The following is a 15,232-nucleotide window of genomic DNA, read 5'->3' as shown; positions in this document are numbered from 1 at the left end:
CCTCGATAGTGGCAGGTCGCTGCCGGATCAGGCGGAAGAGCGGGCGCCGATCGGCGCAACAGGTTGCGGTGATGGCTGGTTCAGCGGCTGCCCCATGGCCTCTTCGATAATGGTAACGAACCGCTCGCCAATGGCGGTGACGTCGAATTCGGCTTCGGCATAACGGCGGCCATTGGCCCCCATGCGCTGGCGCAGTTGGGCATCGGCCAGCAGCGTGCGGGCATCGGCCAGCAGCGCCTCGACATCGTCGGGCGAGGATACCAGGCCCGCCTCGGCCCGGGCAATCTTGCGGCTGGAAAGGTTCTCCGCCGGAATGGACGCCAGGATCGGCCGGCCCGCCGCCAGATACGACAACACCTTGGAGGGCACCGAGAATGCCCCCGCCTCGCGCTCGATCACGGCGTAGAGGATATCGGCACCCGCCAGCATGCCGGGCAGGTCATCCACCGGCACCCAGCCCTGGACGAACACATTGTCGAGCCCCTGCTCCGCCGCGCTCCGCCGCACATAGTCCGCGTTGACGCCCTCGGAGAACAGGTGGACATCCACGTCGAGGTTCCGCGCCAGATGCAGCAGCATGTCCGGATTGTGCTTGCGAGCCATGGTGCCCGAATAGACGATGCGGGTGCGGTCGGCGCGCATGTGGCGCAAGGCCCAGTCGTTGTCGCGCGGCAATACCGGTATGTCTTCCAGCGGCGCCCAGTTCTCGACCACCGTCATGCGCGCAGCGTCCAGCCCCCAGCCGCCCAGCATATCCCTGAACGCTTCGGAGATGACGATGACGCCGTCGCTCTGCCGTAGCAGCCGGCGCTCGAGCATCCGGTAATAGGAACCGGCCAAGCGGCCCAGCAGGGCATTCTTGCGCCCGAGGATTTGCCCGATGGCCTCGCTATGGATGTCCTGCACCCAGAACACGAACTTGGCGCCGATGGTGCGGCAGGCCCGCATCAGGTGCTGCTGCACTTCGAGCGGCGAATTGGACGAGAAGACGACATCCGGCTTTTGCTCAAGCACCTTGGCCGCCGCGACGCGGGCATATTCGATCTGCTGCTGCCGCCGGCGGATCAGGTTTTCCTTGTCGAAGGGTGCCGAAATGCTCAACTGCTCGGCGCTGAACAATTCCGGATCGCCGCCTCGCCCGTCCACCTTGCCCTTCGGCGTAGCGAAGCTGCCAAACGACATGTAATGCGTCCGCACGCCGCGCCGCGCCATTTCACGGGCGATATGCGCGGTAAAGGCATGCCCGCCATAGTCGTGGAAAACGATCTTGAAGGTGGCGTCGAAAGTCTGTGTCATCGGAAACCGTTCGTTTCGTTCCAGCGCCGCAGCGCCTCGGTCAGCGGCAACTCGAAGCGCCATTGGCGCTCGACCAGCTCCTTGGGATAGATATTGGTGGACTGGACAAGCTTGCGGACGCGCGCCCGGTTGATTGACGTGCGCAACCCCAGTCTACCCAGAATTTCAAAACCGAACGCTGCCGTATAGATGAGCCATCCCGGCACCACGATGCCAGGCAGTCGGTAGCCCGCCGCGTCGTGGAAGGCCTTGTTGATATCCTCGGTTGTCGTCCGTTCCGGATAGGCGAAGATAAACCGGATGACCGGTTCGTCGAAGCTGGCCATATAGGCCAGGCATCGCGGCATTTCCTCGACCGGCGCGCAGGCCTTGATCGTGTCCTTGCGAACCGGATAGACGAAGCGCCCCTTGCGCAGGAGGCCGGCCAGGCGCTCGAAATTGCCCCTTTCCCCTTCCCCGAAGGTCACTGCGGGCCGCATCACCACCAGCCGCCGCTGCGGATCGCGCGCCTGCCAGTCTTCATGAATCTTCTCGGCCAGCAGCTTGGATTTGCCATAGGCCGTCACCGGCAGCGGCGGCGTGTCCTCATCGACACGGTCTTCCTGCGGCCCGTAAATGCCCATCGTCGAGGTGAAGAATAGCCGCGTGGTTCCGACCCGGTCCGCGAAACGGCAGACCTCGATCGCGCCCCGCACATTGGTCCAGTAATATTCCCAGTCTTCATGGCCGGGCGTGGTATGCACGGCGGCGAAATTGTAAATGACCACCTCGCCCGCAACCGCGATGTCGATGGGCCCGCGCACGTCGCAATGCACGAAGTCGACCTTGGCATGGGCAAAGCGCGGCTCGCGCATATCCGCCAGCACGATGCGCTCCACCGCAGGGTCTTCAGCCAGTTGCCGGGCGAGATGGGTGCCGAAAAAGCCGGACCCGCCAAAGATGACTGCCGTATGGCTCATTGCCAACGCTCCTGATTGGCGAGGAACCAGTTGTAGGTCTCCACAATTCCGTCCCGCAGGGAAATCCGCGGCGCCCAGCCCAATTCACGCAGGCGGGCATTGCTCATCAGTTTCCGGGGCGTTCCGTCCTTTTTGGTAAGATCGTGGACGATCTCTCCCTCGAAGCCGACGACCTCGCAGACCAGCCGGGTAAGGTCCAGGATGCTGATATCGTCGCCGAAGCCGACATTGACATGGTCCGCCGCCGAATATTGCTGCAGCAGGAAGACCAGGGCATCGGCGCAATCGTCCGCATGCAGGAATTCCCGCCGCGGCGTACCGGTGCCCCATACCGTGATCGAACTGGCACCCGCCTGCTTGGCCTCATGCGCCTTGCGGATCAGCGCCGGCATGACATGGCTGGACTGGAGGTCGAAATTGTCGCCCGGACCGTAGAGATTGGTGGGCATTGCCGAAATGTAGTCGCGTCCATACTGCGCGCGATAGGCCTGGCACAGCTTGATGCCGGCGATCTTGGCCACCGCATACCATTCATTGGTGGGCTCGAGCGGCCCCGTCAGCAAGGCATCCTCGGTCAGTGGCTGCGCCGCGAATTTCGGATAGATGCACGACGACCCCAGAAACAGCAGGCGATCCACGCCCGCCCGATGGGCCGCCTCGATGATATTGGCTTCGATCATGAGGTTGTCGTAGAGGAATTCGGCCGGCTGGGTCTCGTTGGCGAGGATTCCACCGACCTTGGCCGCCGCCACGACCACGGCATCGATCCTGGCATCGCCGACAAAGGCCTCCACATCCGCCTGGCGCTTGAGGTCCACCATATTGCGATCCGCCGAAACGATCTCGCAACCCTCAGAGGCCAGCCGCCGCGCCACGGCGCTGCCAACCATGCCCCGGTGTCCGGCCACCCAGACCCTTCGTCCCTCAAGCCGATACATCAGGCTTCCTTCATGACCGGCGAGGTCTGCATAACCTTGAGGTCTTCCCGCACCATTTCGGCCGCCAGCTCGCGAACCGAAGTCTGGTGTTCCCATCCCAGTTGCTGGCGCGCCTTGCTCGGATCGCCCAGCAGCAGTTCGACTTCGGTCGGTCGGAAATAGCGCGCGTCGACTTCGACCAGGCACCGGCCGGTGTCCATATCATAGCCCTTCTCGTCGACGCCTTCGCCGCGCCACTCGATATCGATTCCGACATCCTCGAAGGCCCAGCCGACAAAATCGCGCACCCGCGTCGTGACGCCCGTCGCCAGCACATAGTCGTCGGGCTTGTCCTGCTGCAGCATCAGCCACATGCCGCGAACATATTCGCGCGCGTGGCCCCAGTCCCGCTGCGCATCCAGATTGCCCAGATAGAGGCGTTCCTGCCGGCCTAGCTTGATGGCCGCAACCGCCCTGGTAATCTTGCGGGTCACGAAGGTTTCGCCGCGAAGCGGGCTTTCATGGTTGAACAGAATGCCGTTGCTGGCATGCATCCCATAGGCCTCGCGGTAGTTCACCACGATCCAGTAGGCGTAGAGCTTGGCCGCCGCATAGGGCGAGCGCGGATAGAAAGGCGTGGTTTCGCTCTGCGGCACCGCCTGCACCAGGCCATACAGCTCGGATGTGGACGCCTGGTAGAAGCGCGTCTTGTTCTGCAGACCCAGTATTCGAATGGCCTCCAGCAGCCGCAGCGTGCCGATGCCGTCGGAATTGGCAGTATATTCAGGCGTTTCGAACGAAACCTGCACATGGCTTTGCGCCGCGAGATTGTAAATCTCGTCCGGCTGGCATTCCTGCACGATACGGATGAGATTGGTCGCGTCCGTCAGATCGCCATAGTGCAGAATGAGCCGCGGGTCGGGATCGTGCGGATCCTGATAGATGTGCTCGATGCGCCCGGTATTGAACGAAGACGAGCGGCGCTTGACCCCATGCACCACATATCCTTCGTCGAGCAGCAACTGAGCCAGATAGGCCCCGTCCTGCCCGGTAATACCCGTTACCAACGCAACTTTACGCATTCAGCTACTCCAATACCGTGCTGCTTCGCAGCGACGCCGCTCTGTCACTGGATGCCATTTCAGCAGGCACGCCATGACGTTTTCCTGACACTATCGAGACAAGGTTCCTATTTGGTGACTGCTCACACTGGTCTTCTGCACATGCCAAAGAAACGTCCCGACAACCTTCCGGCACACACTGTATTGAAGGCAAATTGATACTTCCCGACACTGTTCCGGCCGCATGCAAAGGGGTGACCGGCCCCTTCGCCTTGTCCAGCATCCTTGGGGATATGCGATGGTTACAGGTGAAGCAGTCGACCTTATTCGCCCGACCCGCCGATGAACTCGTGGCGAACCGTGTCGATCAGGGTCCTTACATCGAGCCAGAGCGAAAAATTCTGGATATAGGCGATGTCGTGATCGATGCGGCTGATGGCGAGCCGCGCATCGGCGGTCGAGCCGCGCAGCCCGTTCGCCTGGGCCCAGCCGGTAATGCCGGGGCGCATGGCCAGCCTGGCGTCGTAGTAGGGCACCAGCTCACGATAGGGCCTGCCGCCCGCTTCCATGCCGCGCACATGGGGGCGCGGCCCGACCAGCGACATGTCGCCCACAACCACATTGAGCAATTGCGGCAGCTCGTCGATGCTGGTCCGGCGCAGGAACCGGCCGATCGAGCTGACCCGCGGGTCATCTTTCCGCGTCTGCGTGACGCCGGTATCGTCGCAGTCTTCGAGCTTCATCGAGCGGAATTTCAGCGTCGTGAACAGCGCGCCCCCCCGGCCTTCCCGCAACTGGCGGAAAAAGACCGGCCCGCGGCTGGTCGCCTTGATGGCGATGCCGACCACGACGAAGAGCGGCAGCAGCAGCAGCAGTGCCAGCGAGGCGCCGACAATATCGAACAGCCGCTTGCCCACCAGTTGCGCATTGCGCATCGTCGACACCGGCGCCGCTTCGGGTGCGCCATGCGACCATGATAAAGTCAGTCCGCTCTGAGTAGAGCCCAGCGCGCGCTTTGACGCCCAGTTGAAATCGAGCTCGCCGAGCGACGTGCCGTCAGTGATCACGGCTTCGCCGAGTGAAGCAGAAGGGGTTTGACTTTCGGAGTGCGCAAAACTGTTCACTGCAATACTCACAAATCTGGACAGCCACTCACTGTCTAAAGTTCAAACGCCGCAAAACTAGGTTACCAAACTTTAAACTTTTTCCAAGCCCCGCCCAATGACATCGCGTGTCATCATTAATGACACTCAGAAAATACTTCCAGAATCACGACAAAAGGGTGGCACTCGGAACGAAAGAGCCACGATTTCTCAAAAAAATATGCCAATCCGAAGCTATGCGCCTGCCTCATGGCAGACCCCCCGGAGGCAGCAGCGCCGCAAAAGCCGGCCCGGCACAAACAAAAAGAGGCGCGACTTGCATCGCGCCTCTTTTAAAAACCGTATTGCAATCAGGTCGGGCTGGCGGGAGTGCCGCTGCCATCATTGGCCGGAGGCGTGTCGCCCGGAGGCGGCGCAACCGAACCGGATTCGGGCAGCAATTCTTCGAACAGCGCCTCGATGGCGTCACCACCACCAGCGGCAGTCACTTCTGCGCGCAGTTCGGTGAAGGAAGCCAAGGCCACCGTGGGCGCCACGCCGGCGGCGATGAGCGCAGCCGAGTAGGCGTTGATTGCCGCTTCGCAGGCAGCCGGGTTGGCCGCCACGCCGCCCGTGGGCGTGCAGGCCGCGAACGCCGCCTGGTACAGAGCCTCGAAACCCGGCACCGGGGCCGCATTGGCGGCCGACAAGGCTGACACGCTGAGCACACCAGCCGTCGCGAAAGTCATGATCAGCTTACGCATGTTAATCTTCCTCAAATCCCTGGCCGCAAAGCCATTTTTAGCTTGTCGCGAGCCCTGTAGTCAACGATTGTTTAAGCTTCGTTTACCGGCCCGGCAACAGCGGAGCGCCATCAAGGTAAACAGCAACCCTGCGACCGTTCGTCAACTCAACTCTATGACGCTAAACAATTTTCCTGGAAAACAGTTCCGAAAAAGGTTTTCGGGGCATGCTTGCCACGCATGGAAAGGTTAGCTGTCATGCGTTTCTTGCAGGCCATTGGGGCCGAAATAAGATTGCCCCCGGAAGTAATCCGGGGGCAATCGCCAGGACGCAATGGTCAGCCGGCAGTCCAGCGGGTCGGGTTGGGCGAGGACATCGTGCGAATATTGTAGCCCGAGGCCCGCAATGTCTTGATCGAGTTCGTCAGGTTGTCGAGCACATAGTCGCCCTGGCTGGTTCGCACCACCAGCACCGCGTGGGGTTCGCCACGGCGGGTATGGGTATAGGCGATGCGCAGGGCGCCGGCCGACACGCCCTGGCGGATCAGCGCGCTGCGCTTGGACAATACATAATCCTCGCAGTCGCCGCTGGTCGGGTTCAGTTCCCAGACATCGGCCGTATCGCGTTCCGGCGTGATGGCGCGGTTCACGTGACCGTTGATCTGCTTCAGCACCGCCATGAGATTGGGGGACATGGTGACCTGCCCGCGGCCGCCTCCCGCGCATTCGCTCTTGTTCTGGGCGCAGAAGAACTGCAGCGACAGCGGCGTGATGGCGGCGGTCCGGGTCACGAGGTCGAAGCTGGAGACCTTGCTGGGCGTGTAGGCGGCGGCGGCGCCGATGGAGGACAGGCTGACTGCCATTGCAAGGCCAGTCACGACTGCCGTGAGCTTGAGGTTCATTTTAGGCCATCCCTGATGAGTTGATGTCACCAGGATGCGCGCGCCAAATTGCTGTCGAATTCGAAAATTCGATACAATTTTATTCAATTGCCGGGATTCCGGTCCCGACTGGCTCAGCCTGATAGGCCAGGGCACCGACCGGCGGGTTGAAACCGGCGTCGCAATTCGGCTCAAGCTCGTGTCAAACTTGAATCAAATGCCGCAGGCCCGGCGGCCCTGGCCCGCCGGCTGGCGGCTGGCCCCGTTGCGCGCCGCATGATAGGCAGGCGCGATACCCCGAGCGGAGCGCATCCTTGTCCAGCCAGCCCACTGATCGCATCTGTTTCGTGACCAACGGCACCTCCGATGCCGATGCCGCCGCCGCCCGCCTCAGAGCGCGCTATGGCGACCATCCCATCGACGCGGCCGATGTCGTGGTGGCGCTGGGCGGGGACGGGTTGATGCTGCAGACGCTGCATCGCGTCATGCGATCGGATATTCCGGTCTATGGCATGAATTTCGGCTCGGTCGGCTTCATGATGAATACCTTTTCCGAGGATGGCCTCGATAGCCGCCTCGCCGCCGTGCAGCGCACGCGCATCTATCCCCTGTCGATGCAGGTGCTCGATGCTTCGGGGCACACCCAGGAGGCGCTGGCCCTCAACGAGGTCTCGCTCTTCCGCTCGACTTACCAGGCGGCCAAGATCCAGATCATCGTCGATGGAGAGACCCGGCTCGACGAGCTGGTCTGCGATGGCGTGCTGATATCGACCCCTGCCGGCTCCACCGCCTACAACCTGTCGGCCCACGGCCCCATCCTGCCGATCGAGGCGCAACTGCTGGCATTGACCCCCATATCGCCCTTCCGCCCGCGCCGCTGGCGCGGGGCCATCCTCTCCAACCGGGCCGAGGTCAAGTTCATCACCCGCGAGGCCGCCAAGCGCCCGGTCAGCGCCGTGGCCGACAATGTCGAGTTCCAGAACATTCTCGAAGTCACCGTCCGGGAAGACCGCAGCCACGCCGTCACCCTGCTCTTCGACCCCGGCACTAGCCTGGAAGAGCGCGTACTGAGCGAACAGTTCAGGTTTTAGTCCGGATATCGCCCCACCCACCGGCGAAGCATGAGGCCGCCATTAGGCCGCCGGCAGCGCCAGCCGCGGCTCCATTCCAGGCAGCGCCATCGCTCCGCTGGCCTCTCCGGCAAATGCCGCCATCACGCCCCGCGCCGCCTTGCGGGCCAGCAGGATGTTCTGTTCGCTGAGATAGGCGAAGGCCTCTTCCAGATCCTCGGGGATGACCCCGCCATGCTCGGCGATCAGTTCCTCGGTCAGCGCGGTCACCACATAGTGGCGCGCCGCTGCGTCGTCGGCCAGGTCGCTGGTCCGCGCATGCAAGACCAGCCGGGCGAGCAGGTTGCGCACCCCCTCCCCCAGTCCGCAACGCACCAGCAGGGCGTTGAGCGCCGCCCGGCTGCCATTTTCCAGCAGGCCGAAAACCTTGTCGCGCGGCGCCTGTGCCAGCTCGGCAAGGCAGGCGGCGAAGAACATCACATGCCCCGTCACCACCGCATGCAGCAATATCCTGGTATTGACCCGGTCGGTCCCGATCAGCTCGGACACATAGCCGGCGCCGGCCGTCCGCAGCGCCTCGCGCTCGCCGATGGCCGACAGGGCCGTGTCGCCACAATCGCGCAGGATGCGGTTCAGGCGGTCCTCGGCCACCGCGCCCTTGACGATCCGTGCGCCGCGCAGCACCTCGCCCACCTTGTGCACCAGCAGCAGCCGCGCCGCCGCCGGCAGGTCGGTTCGCGCCAGCAGCGCGCCGCGTATCTCGGCATGGTCCGCCCGCGTGGCGGCGAGGTCGCTCAGCAGCGCATCGCCCAAGGCGATGTCCCGCCGGCGAAGCAGGCGCAGCGTGACCGCGTCATGACCGCGCGCCATGATGGCCGCCGCCAGCCGCGGGCTCATTGTCGTGCGCTGGGCCACCGCCACCAGCATCGGCAGGTCGAGCGTCTTGACGAGGCCGATGAGATCGGCATCGATCAACACCGGAGAATATTGCAATACGGCGCGGGCGATCACCGCGCTGTCATGCAGCAGCGCCAGCATGATCGGGCGCGGTGCTTCGCTCGAATGCAGCAGGCCATAGGCCAGCGCCGCGCGAACCTTGACCGAGGGATCGTCGAGAAACCCGATCAGCGCCGCATAAAGCGCGGCCTGCTCGTCCGCCGGCCCCACATGGTTGAGATAGGCAATTGCCGAAAGGTGAGCCGCGCTGCCACGTTCCTCGCTGTCGAGCGATCGGGACAGTGACACGAACTCCTGATACGCAACCATTCCACTCTCCGCACATCGGCGAAGTCCACCCTAGGAGGGAAGGCTTAAGGAACGGTTCACCATAACCGGCCGCAGACGGCCGGCGCGGTCAGACCGAGGAAAGCAGCACCAGGAAAAGCTGGTTCATGCCCGCGGCCAGGGCCACGAACAGCGCCCAGCTCGAAAGTGCCATGCCCAGGATGATCCAGCCACGCGGCAGCAGCAGGTGCTCGGCGCTCACAACGGCAACGGTCCGGTTCATCTCCGCCTCCTTGGCGTCGGCTACAGGCTTTCTACCCTACGCCCCCAGTTACGCGATCTATTTGTTAAGGTTCTATCTATGCGCCTGTATTGCTTTGTATCGACTTGCCCTTTGCCCCATCCCTTCTTTGAGAATGGCTACAAATAGGTAAACGCCTGCGCCACGCCATCGTTGCTAACGCGCATAGAGCTGCGTGAAGAACGCCCCTCCCTCGCCGCCCGTGCCGGTGGCCGGCAAATCCTCGATTTCGTTCTTGAACAACCCGGTAAACGACATGTTTTCCGGCGAAAACCGTGAAGGAACCAGCGGCGCTTCGGGCACCACGGGCTGGCCGGCCATCTGCTGGGCCACGAAGGGCGCGCTGGCCTCCCCGCCTTCATGCCTGGACACCAGGGCGCGATAGACCTCGCGGATCGTCCTGGCATGGCCATCGGCATAAAAGATCGACCGGTTGGCCGCGGCCTGCTTGGGAAAGAGATCGGCGGCAACCTGGTCCGGGTCCTGCAGCCCGGCGGTAAACATCCGCTCGGCGCCCTGCGCGCCCAGGAAATGGGCGATATAGAGCTCGCCTGCGCTGGGCATCCGCCCGAAACGCTGGCTCAGGTAGTCGCCATTGCTCTTGGTGAAGGCCGCCGCCAGGTCCGAGGCGATCTGCGGGTCTTCCCGCAGCTTGAGGATTTCCGCCCTCTTGGCGGGGTCGCGCACGAAATAGTCCCCGTCCGACGAGCGCTCGATATTATCGGCGATATCGCCATAGCCCAGGCGCGGGCCTTCCTCCTTCATCACCTGCATCCAGGTGCCTTCGAGGAACTGGAACAGGCCCACCGCCGATGAGGTCTGCGCCTTGGCCTGCGGATCGAGGCTGCTCTCGCGCATCGCGGTCTGCAGCAGGTAGTCGAAATCCACGCCGTTCCGGTCGCCGGCCGCCGTCAGCACATAGGCCAGGCTCTGGGGAACGGAAATTGGCTGGACGCCCATGAATTGGTGGCTCGACTCACAGATGGATTGATCTGCGAGTAGAGCGCGGCAAACGCTAACAGTCTGTTAACCAATGCGACCGAAGCGTTAATACCTGTTCACAACCGGCTGACGATGTCGGCCAGCGCCGGCCGCGGCCGGTCCTCGATGACGGCCGTCGGCGTGCCGATATGCACGAAGCCCACGAAACGCTCGCCTTCGCGCGCGCCCAGCATAGCCGCGGCTTCCGCGTCGAACGCATACCACCGTGTCACCCAGGAGGCCGCAAAGCCCAGCGCATGGGCCGCATGGACCAGGTTGAACGCCACGTTCCCCGCCGACAGCAACTGCTCGAATTCGGGCACCTTGGGATGCGACTTGGGCGAAAAGATCACCCCGATGGTCAAGGGCGACGGCAGGAAGCGCTGCCGCTCGATCTCCAGCCCCGCCGCATCCAGATCCGGATTGTTCCGCGCCGCAATCTCGGCCAGTTTCTCGCCCGCCCGCTGCCTTGCCTCGCCTTCGATGACGATCAGCCGCCACGGCGTGATCTTGCCATGGTCGGGCACTCGCGTCCCGATGGTCAGGATTTGTTCGAGTTCCGCCGGCGTCGGTCCCGGTTCTTTCAGAAAGGCAATGCCGACCGAGCGGCGGGTCAGCAGATAGTCACGCAGGGCGGCATTGGCAGGCATGGGCAGACTCTCCATTGGCTGGCCCGACAAGTACCCAGAAGCCGGAGCAAAATCCACCGCCGCCGCCATCGGGTGTTTTCTTCGCGTGTTGTCTGTGACACAGCTTTTCCCCAATCGCGTCCTAAGAGGGCGCAAATTGATTCAGCCAGCCTGGCGGAGACCCGATGCGCTTGCGACCACTACTCGCCCTCCTGCTTGTGCTGGCCATCGCGGCGCCTGCCTCCCAATCGGTCCCCGCTGTTGCCTTCGCGCAGGATGCGGCGGCCGAAATGCCGCCCATGCCGCGCCCGCGCCCCGACCCCGATAGCCTGCCGCCCGCCCAGCCCCCCGCGGTCGAGCCCGGCGCCGCCACGCCGGCCACCGACGCCATCGCGGCCCTGACCTCCGTGCCGCAGCCGGTCACCCTCACCGCCCGCATCACCCCCGATGGCGCGCCCATTCCCGATGGCGTGGTCTGGCGCATCTTTGATACCAAGCCCGATGCCAGCGGCGAGCTCGCCCTGGTCGCCAAGTCCGACCTGGGCGCTCCCACCGTCGATCTGCCGCCCGGCGAATATGTGGTCCACCTCGCCTATGGCCGGGCCCAGACCAGCGAGGCGCTGTCGGTCGTTCCCGGCGCCAACGAGAAGACCTTCGTTCTCGATGCCGGTGCGCTACGGCTCAATTCCGCCGTCACCGGCGATATCGCCATTCCCGTCGGCCTGCTGAAATTCGACGTCTTTACCGCCGGCGAGGAGACCGATCGCGCCCTGGTGGCCGAAGGGCTCAAGCCCAACGACATCATCACCCTCAATGCCGGCACCTACCACATCGTATCGTATTTCGGCACGACCAATGCGGTGGTCCGCGCCGATCTGCGGGTCGAGGCCGGCCAGTTGACCGACGCCACCCTCTACCACCATGCCAGCCAGATCGCCTTCAAGCTGGTCTCCGAACCGGGCGGCGAGGCCATCGCCGACGTCGAATGGACGGTCAAGACCGCCGACGGCGCCACGGTATTTTCCGAACTCGGCGCCTTCCCCTCCACCGTTCTGGCCGAAGGTGAATACCTTGTGCTGGCAAAGCAGGGCGGGCAGGTCTTCAACCGCGAATTCCAAGTCCAGGCCGGGTCCGCCCGCGAAATCGAAGTCCTCACGACGGTCTATTGAGGCTGGCCCATCCCGCTCGCCCACAATGCGGGTTTCCTCCCGGTATCCCAACCATCGTCATCACCCGGCCCGTCCGGGTGATCCATCTTCCAGCGTATGTGGAGCAATGGATTGCCCGGACAAGCCGGGCAATGACGAAGAAGGGACGCGGCAGAGTTTCTGAAACCGGAATCTCAGTTCGAGAGCTTGCTCGTCGCCTTGCCGCTCAGCGGCACCACGCGGAAGCTGCCCGGCCAATTCCCGTAGGCCCCCGACGAGACCCCGTTGCGCTCGGCCCCGGCATAGGCCGCCTGCCCCGCCAGGATTTCCACCCCGACCAGCCCGGTCTGCCCCGGCTGCAACAGCCCGGCATGCACCGCCGCCGCCGCCAGCCGGGAATCATCGGTATAGACCCCGTCGCCCCATACGGCGCCGGACGCCTCGCCCGTCACCTCGAATGTCAGCACCACCCCGTTCTGGCCGCGAAAGCCCGACAGGTCACCCGGATCGGGCAGCGCCACCGTGGCGTTGATCGCGGCCACGCCGATAAACCGATAGGCCACGTTCCAGCGGCCATAGGATAGGCTGGTCACCCCATTGCGCTCGGCGCCTTCATAGGCGTCCAGCCCCTCGACCATTTCGACCGACACGATACCGCTCTCGCCCGGCGCCAGCAGCCCGGCATGCACCGCCGCCGCCGCCAGCACGGAATCGCTGGTATAGACGCCATCACCCCACACGCTGCCCGTCCTGCTGCCCACCACCGAAAATTGGCGCACCTGCCCAATGGCGTCGGAAAAGGCGAACAGCGTTCCCGGATCGGGCTGGGCTCGGGCGGGCGCCGCGACAGCCGGCGAGCCCAGCTTCGCCGAACTCTGCCCATTGCCCTGCGCCAGGGCGGCTTGCCCCAGCAACAGCGTCATGGCCACGACCGGCAGAACCCTGGCAACGGAAACGAACCACACGGTATCATGCTCATGGCTGGAAACGATGACGCGCAATATTGCCCGGAGCGCCGCCGCTGACAAGCGCGTTTGCCTATTGAAGCGGCGCGGCCGATGCCCCAGATTGCAGCCACGAGAAAGCGGGAGAAACACCATGACGCCGTTCAGCACCAAATCCCGGCAGCGCCTGGGCATTCTTGCCACAGCCTGCCTCTTGAGCGTCGCCTTGCCGGCCGGCGGTGCCTTGGCCCAGAAAGTCAAGAACAAGGGCACCCCGCCCGCGCAAACCGAGGTCGCCGGCGCAACCCACGAGGTCAGCGTCGACATTCCCACCATCGACGCCGTCGATTCCAATGTCGATGAAGCAACCCTGCGCGCCATCTTCAGCGGCAATCTGGTCGACAATGCCGATGCACTCGCCGGCCTCACTGCCGACAGCATCACCATCCCCGAGATCACCCTCTCCGCCACCACCACTATCGACGGCGAGGCCAGCGAGGCGACGGTGACCTTCTCCGATCTGGTCCTGTCCAAGATTACCGATGGCACGGCCGCCTCGGTCAGCCTCTCCGGCATGAGCATCCAGGCCGGCGACAATGGCAGCGCCGAATTCGGCACGCTCGCCGCCTCCAGCTTCAATATCGCCGGCGTGCTCGGCATGTACGGCCTGGTCGATGCCGCCGGCCGCACGGACCTCCAGACCATCTATACCGATTTCAGCTTCGCGGGCGGCACCCTCCAATCTCCCGAAGCCAGCTGCACCATCGGCGCGATGAGCGCCGCCGAATTCAAGGCGCGGCCGCTGAACTATTCCTTCGGCGAGATCATGACCCTGGTCGAATCCCTCGAAACCTCCGGCGATGATCCTTCTCCCGAGCAGGTCGGGACTCTCCTGCATTTGTATGCGGACATGTTCACCGCCTTCGAGTCGTCCCCTGCCGAATTCGGCGGCTTCGACTGCTCCGGCATCGACGATGAAGGCCAGGCGATCGACTTCAGCATTGCCGGCATGACCATGGGCGGCATGCAACCCGGCGTCTATCCCGCCATTTCGCTGGACGGCCTGAATGTCGATGTCCAGGGCGACGGTTCGGTGCAGGTGGGCAACATTACCTTCAAGGAAATGGACCTCTCCTCCCCGATCGCCGCCATCCAGGCGGCGCCCGCCGCGATTGACGAGGACTGGCTCGAAGCCAATGCCCGCGCGCTCATTCCCGCCTTCGCCGGCTTCTCGTTCAGCGATGTCGCTGTCGACGTGCCCGATCCCGACGCCGACGGCGAACGCATCCAGGCCAGCATCGGCAGCTTCGACCTGTCGCTCGCCGATTATCTCAACGGCATTCCCACCGATATCCTGACCACGGCGAGCAACATCCTCGTCCAACTGCCCGAAACCACCGATGACGAGCAGTTGCAGCAGCTGATCGATCTGGGCGTCACCAGCATCGATGCCGGTTTCACCATCGACGCCGCCTGGAACGAGGCCGACGACACCATCGCCATCGACGACATCTCCGTCACCGGCGCCGACCTCGCCACCGTCAAGCTGGCCGGCACCATTACCAATGCCACCGAGGCCTTGTTCGGTGTCGACACGAACCAGGCCTTGATGGCCGCCATGGGCGTCGCCATCAGCAACCTCAAGCTCGACGTGACCGATAGCGGCCTCTCCGACATCATCCTGGCGCGCGCTGCCGCCGACCAAGGGTCCGACCCGGCCACCATGCGCCCGGTCTTCGCCGGGCTCGCCGAAGGCACCGTGATCGGCCTGCTGGCCGGCGCTGCGGAAGCCCAGAAGGTCGGCGCCGCGCTCAATGCCTTCGTCAGCGGCAAGGCCAAATACCTGACCATCGAGATGACCGCCAAGCAGCCGCCGGGCCTCGGCCTGATGGACTTCATGGCCGCCGAGGACGACCCCGCGGTCCTCATCGGCAAAGTCACCATCGACGCCAGCGCGAAATAAACGAAAGGGCCGCTTCGCAGCGGCCCTTTCCAT

15 protein-coding genes are annotated in these 15,232 nt (G+C 63.9%); 3 read left to right on the top strand and 12 right to left on the bottom strand.

The window, feature by feature from the left end; genetic code table 11:
- Positions 1-27: 27 nt before the first annotated feature.
- The 7 genes from ASD80_RS10545 to ASD80_RS10515 all read right to left on the bottom strand — a co-directional run bounded on the left by ASD80_RS10545 (position 28) and on the right by ASD80_RS10515 (position 6,960).
- Positions 28-1,296 carry a glycosyltransferase family 4 protein gene (locus ASD80_RS10545; protein WP_056232502.1) on the bottom strand — a complete coding sequence of 423 codons (1,269 nt, stop codon included), beginning with the start codon at positions 1,294-1,296 and terminating at the stop codon, positions 28-30.
- Positions 1,293-2,255 carry an NAD-dependent epimerase/dehydratase family protein gene (locus ASD80_RS10540; RefSeq protein WP_056232500.1) on the bottom strand — a complete coding sequence of 321 codons (963 nt, stop codon included), beginning with the start codon at positions 2,253-2,255 and terminating at the stop codon, positions 1,293-1,295. The genes ASD80_RS10545 and ASD80_RS10540 overlap by 4 nt, the downstream gene beginning before the upstream one ends.
- On the bottom strand, positions 2,252-3,193 hold the full coding sequence (fcl, locus tag ASD80_RS10535; protein WP_056232498.1) for a GDP-L-fucose synthase: 942 nt from the start codon (positions 3,191-3,193) through the stop codon (positions 2,252-2,254). Before fcl ends, ASD80_RS10540 begins: the two co-directional genes overlap by 4 nt.
- Entirely contained in the window at positions 3,193-4,254 is a 1,062-nt protein-coding gene (gene gmd, locus ASD80_RS10530; protein ID WP_056232496.1) for a GDP-mannose 4,6-dehydratase, read from the bottom strand. The genes fcl and gmd overlap by 1 nt, the downstream gene beginning before the upstream one ends.
- 302 nt (positions 4,255-4,556) lie before the next feature.
- Entirely contained in the window at positions 4,557-5,300 is a 744-nt protein-coding gene (locus tag ASD80_RS10525; RefSeq protein WP_244488977.1) for a sugar transferase, read from the bottom strand.
- A 386-nt stretch (positions 5,301-5,686) separates the two neighbouring features.
- The gene (locus tag ASD80_RS10520; protein ID WP_056232493.1) at positions 5,687-6,079 is read right to left on the bottom strand and encodes a hypothetical protein; all 393 of its coding nucleotides are present in this window, start codon (positions 6,077-6,079) and stop codon (positions 5,687-5,689) included.
- A 317-nt stretch (positions 6,080-6,396) separates the two neighbouring features.
- Positions 6,397-6,960: a transglutaminase-like cysteine peptidase gene (locus ASD80_RS10515; protein WP_056232490.1), complete on the bottom strand. Its 564-nt coding sequence runs from the start codon at positions 6,958-6,960 to the stop codon at positions 6,397-6,399.
- 293 nt (positions 6,961-7,253) lie between these two features.
- Between ASD80_RS10515 and ASD80_RS10510 the strand changes: the two genes are divergently transcribed.
- Positions 7,254-8,030, top strand: coding sequence for an NAD kinase (locus tag ASD80_RS10510; protein ID WP_056232488.1), 777 nt, complete (start codon positions 7,254-7,256; stop codon positions 8,028-8,030).
- Positions 8,031-8,072: 42 nt separating this feature from the next.
- Here ASD80_RS10510 and ASD80_RS10505 read toward each other — a convergent pair whose 3' ends face one another.
- The 4 genes from ASD80_RS10505 to ASD80_RS10495 form a co-directional block, all read right to left on the bottom strand.
- Positions 8,073-9,254, bottom strand: coding sequence for a DUF2336 domain-containing protein (locus ASD80_RS10505; RefSeq protein ID WP_210168428.1), 1,182 nt, complete (start codon positions 9,252-9,254; stop codon positions 8,073-8,075).
- A 109-nt stretch (positions 9,255-9,363) separates the two neighbouring features.
- Positions 9,364-9,516: a hypothetical protein gene (locus ASD80_RS18750; protein WP_156460406.1), complete on the bottom strand. Its 153-nt coding sequence runs from the start codon at positions 9,514-9,516 to the stop codon at positions 9,364-9,366.
- A 174-nt stretch (positions 9,517-9,690) separates the two neighbouring features.
- Positions 9,691-10,494, bottom strand: a complete 804-nt coding sequence (locus tag ASD80_RS10500) for a transglycosylase SLT domain-containing protein (RefSeq protein ID WP_056232484.1) — start codon at positions 10,492-10,494, stop codon at positions 9,691-9,693.
- A gap of 98 nt (positions 10,495-10,592) precedes the next feature.
- The gene (locus ASD80_RS10495) at positions 10,593-11,165 is read right to left on the bottom strand and encodes a nitroreductase (protein ID WP_056232769.1); all 573 of its coding nucleotides are present in this window, start codon (positions 11,163-11,165) and stop codon (positions 10,593-10,595) included.
- A gap of 164 nt (positions 11,166-11,329) precedes the next feature.
- Between ASD80_RS10495 and ASD80_RS10490 the strand changes: the two genes are divergently transcribed.
- Positions 11,330-12,313 (top strand): hypothetical protein, encoded by a 984-nt coding sequence (locus tag ASD80_RS10490; RefSeq protein WP_056232483.1) that lies wholly within the window; start codon positions 11,330-11,332, stop codon positions 12,311-12,313.
- 173 nt (positions 12,314-12,486) lie between these two features.
- On the opposite strand, the gene ASD80_RS18745 is transcribed toward ASD80_RS10490, so the two are convergent.
- Positions 12,487-13,320, bottom strand: a complete 834-nt coding sequence (locus ASD80_RS18745) for an LCCL domain-containing protein (RefSeq protein WP_156460405.1) — start codon at positions 13,318-13,320, stop codon at positions 12,487-12,489.
- Positions 13,321-13,390: 70 nt separating this feature from the next.
- On the opposite strand from ASD80_RS18745, the gene ASD80_RS10480 reads away from it, so the two are divergent.
- Positions 13,391-15,199, top strand: a complete 1,809-nt coding sequence (locus tag ASD80_RS10480) for a hypothetical protein (RefSeq protein ID WP_056232479.1) — start codon at positions 13,391-13,393, stop codon at positions 15,197-15,199.
- The last annotated feature ends 33 nt before the right edge of the window (positions 15,200-15,232 follow it).

This window comes from Devosia sp. Root635 (assembly GCF_001427605.1).
Taxonomy (GTDB): Bacteria; Pseudomonadota; Alphaproteobacteria; order Rhizobiales; family Devosiaceae; genus Devosia.
This window is presented reverse-complemented; position numbering and strand designations above follow the sequence as displayed.

Excerpts from the sequence above, each read along its gene's own strand:
- ASD80_RS10480 (WP_056232479.1), top strand. The coding sequence starts at position 13,391 with ATGACGCCGTTCAGCACCAAATCCCGGCAGCGCCTGGGCATTCTTGCC.
- ASD80_RS10490 (WP_056232483.1), top strand. The coding sequence starts at position 11,330 with ATGCGCTTGCGACCACTACTCGCCCTCCTGCTTGTGCTGGCCATCGCG.
- ASD80_RS10540 (WP_056232500.1), bottom strand. The coding sequence starts at position 2,255 with ATGAGCCATACGGCAGTCATCTTTGGCGGGTCCGGCTTTTTCGGCACC.
- ASD80_RS10495 (WP_056232769.1), bottom strand. The coding sequence starts at position 11,165 with ATGCCTGCCAATGCCGCCCTGCGTGACTATCTGCTGACCCGCCGCTCG.
- fcl (WP_056232498.1), bottom strand. The coding sequence starts at position 3,193 with ATGTATCGGCTTGAGGGACGAAGGGTCTGGGTGGCCGGACACCGGGGC.
- ASD80_RS10500 (WP_056232484.1), bottom strand. The coding sequence starts at position 10,494 with ATGGGCGTCCAGCCAATTTCCGTTCCCCAGAGCCTGGCCTATGTGCTG.
- ASD80_RS10545 (WP_056232502.1), bottom strand. The coding sequence starts at position 1,296 with ATGACACAGACTTTCGACGCCACCTTCAAGATCGTTTTCCACGACTAT.
- ASD80_RS18750 (WP_156460406.1), bottom strand. The coding sequence starts at position 9,516 with ATGAACCGGACCGTTGCCGTTGTGAGCGCCGAGCACCTGCTGCTGCCG.
- ASD80_RS10520 (WP_056232493.1), bottom strand. The coding sequence starts at position 6,079 with ATGCGTAAGCTGATCATGACTTTCGCGACGGCTGGTGTGCTCAGCGTG.
- ASD80_RS10515 (WP_056232490.1), bottom strand. The coding sequence starts at position 6,960 with ATGAACCTCAAGCTCACGGCAGTCGTGACTGGCCTTGCAATGGCAGTC.
- gmd (WP_056232496.1), bottom strand. The coding sequence starts at position 4,254 with ATGCGTAAAGTTGCGTTGGTAACGGGTATTACCGGGCAGGACGGGGCC.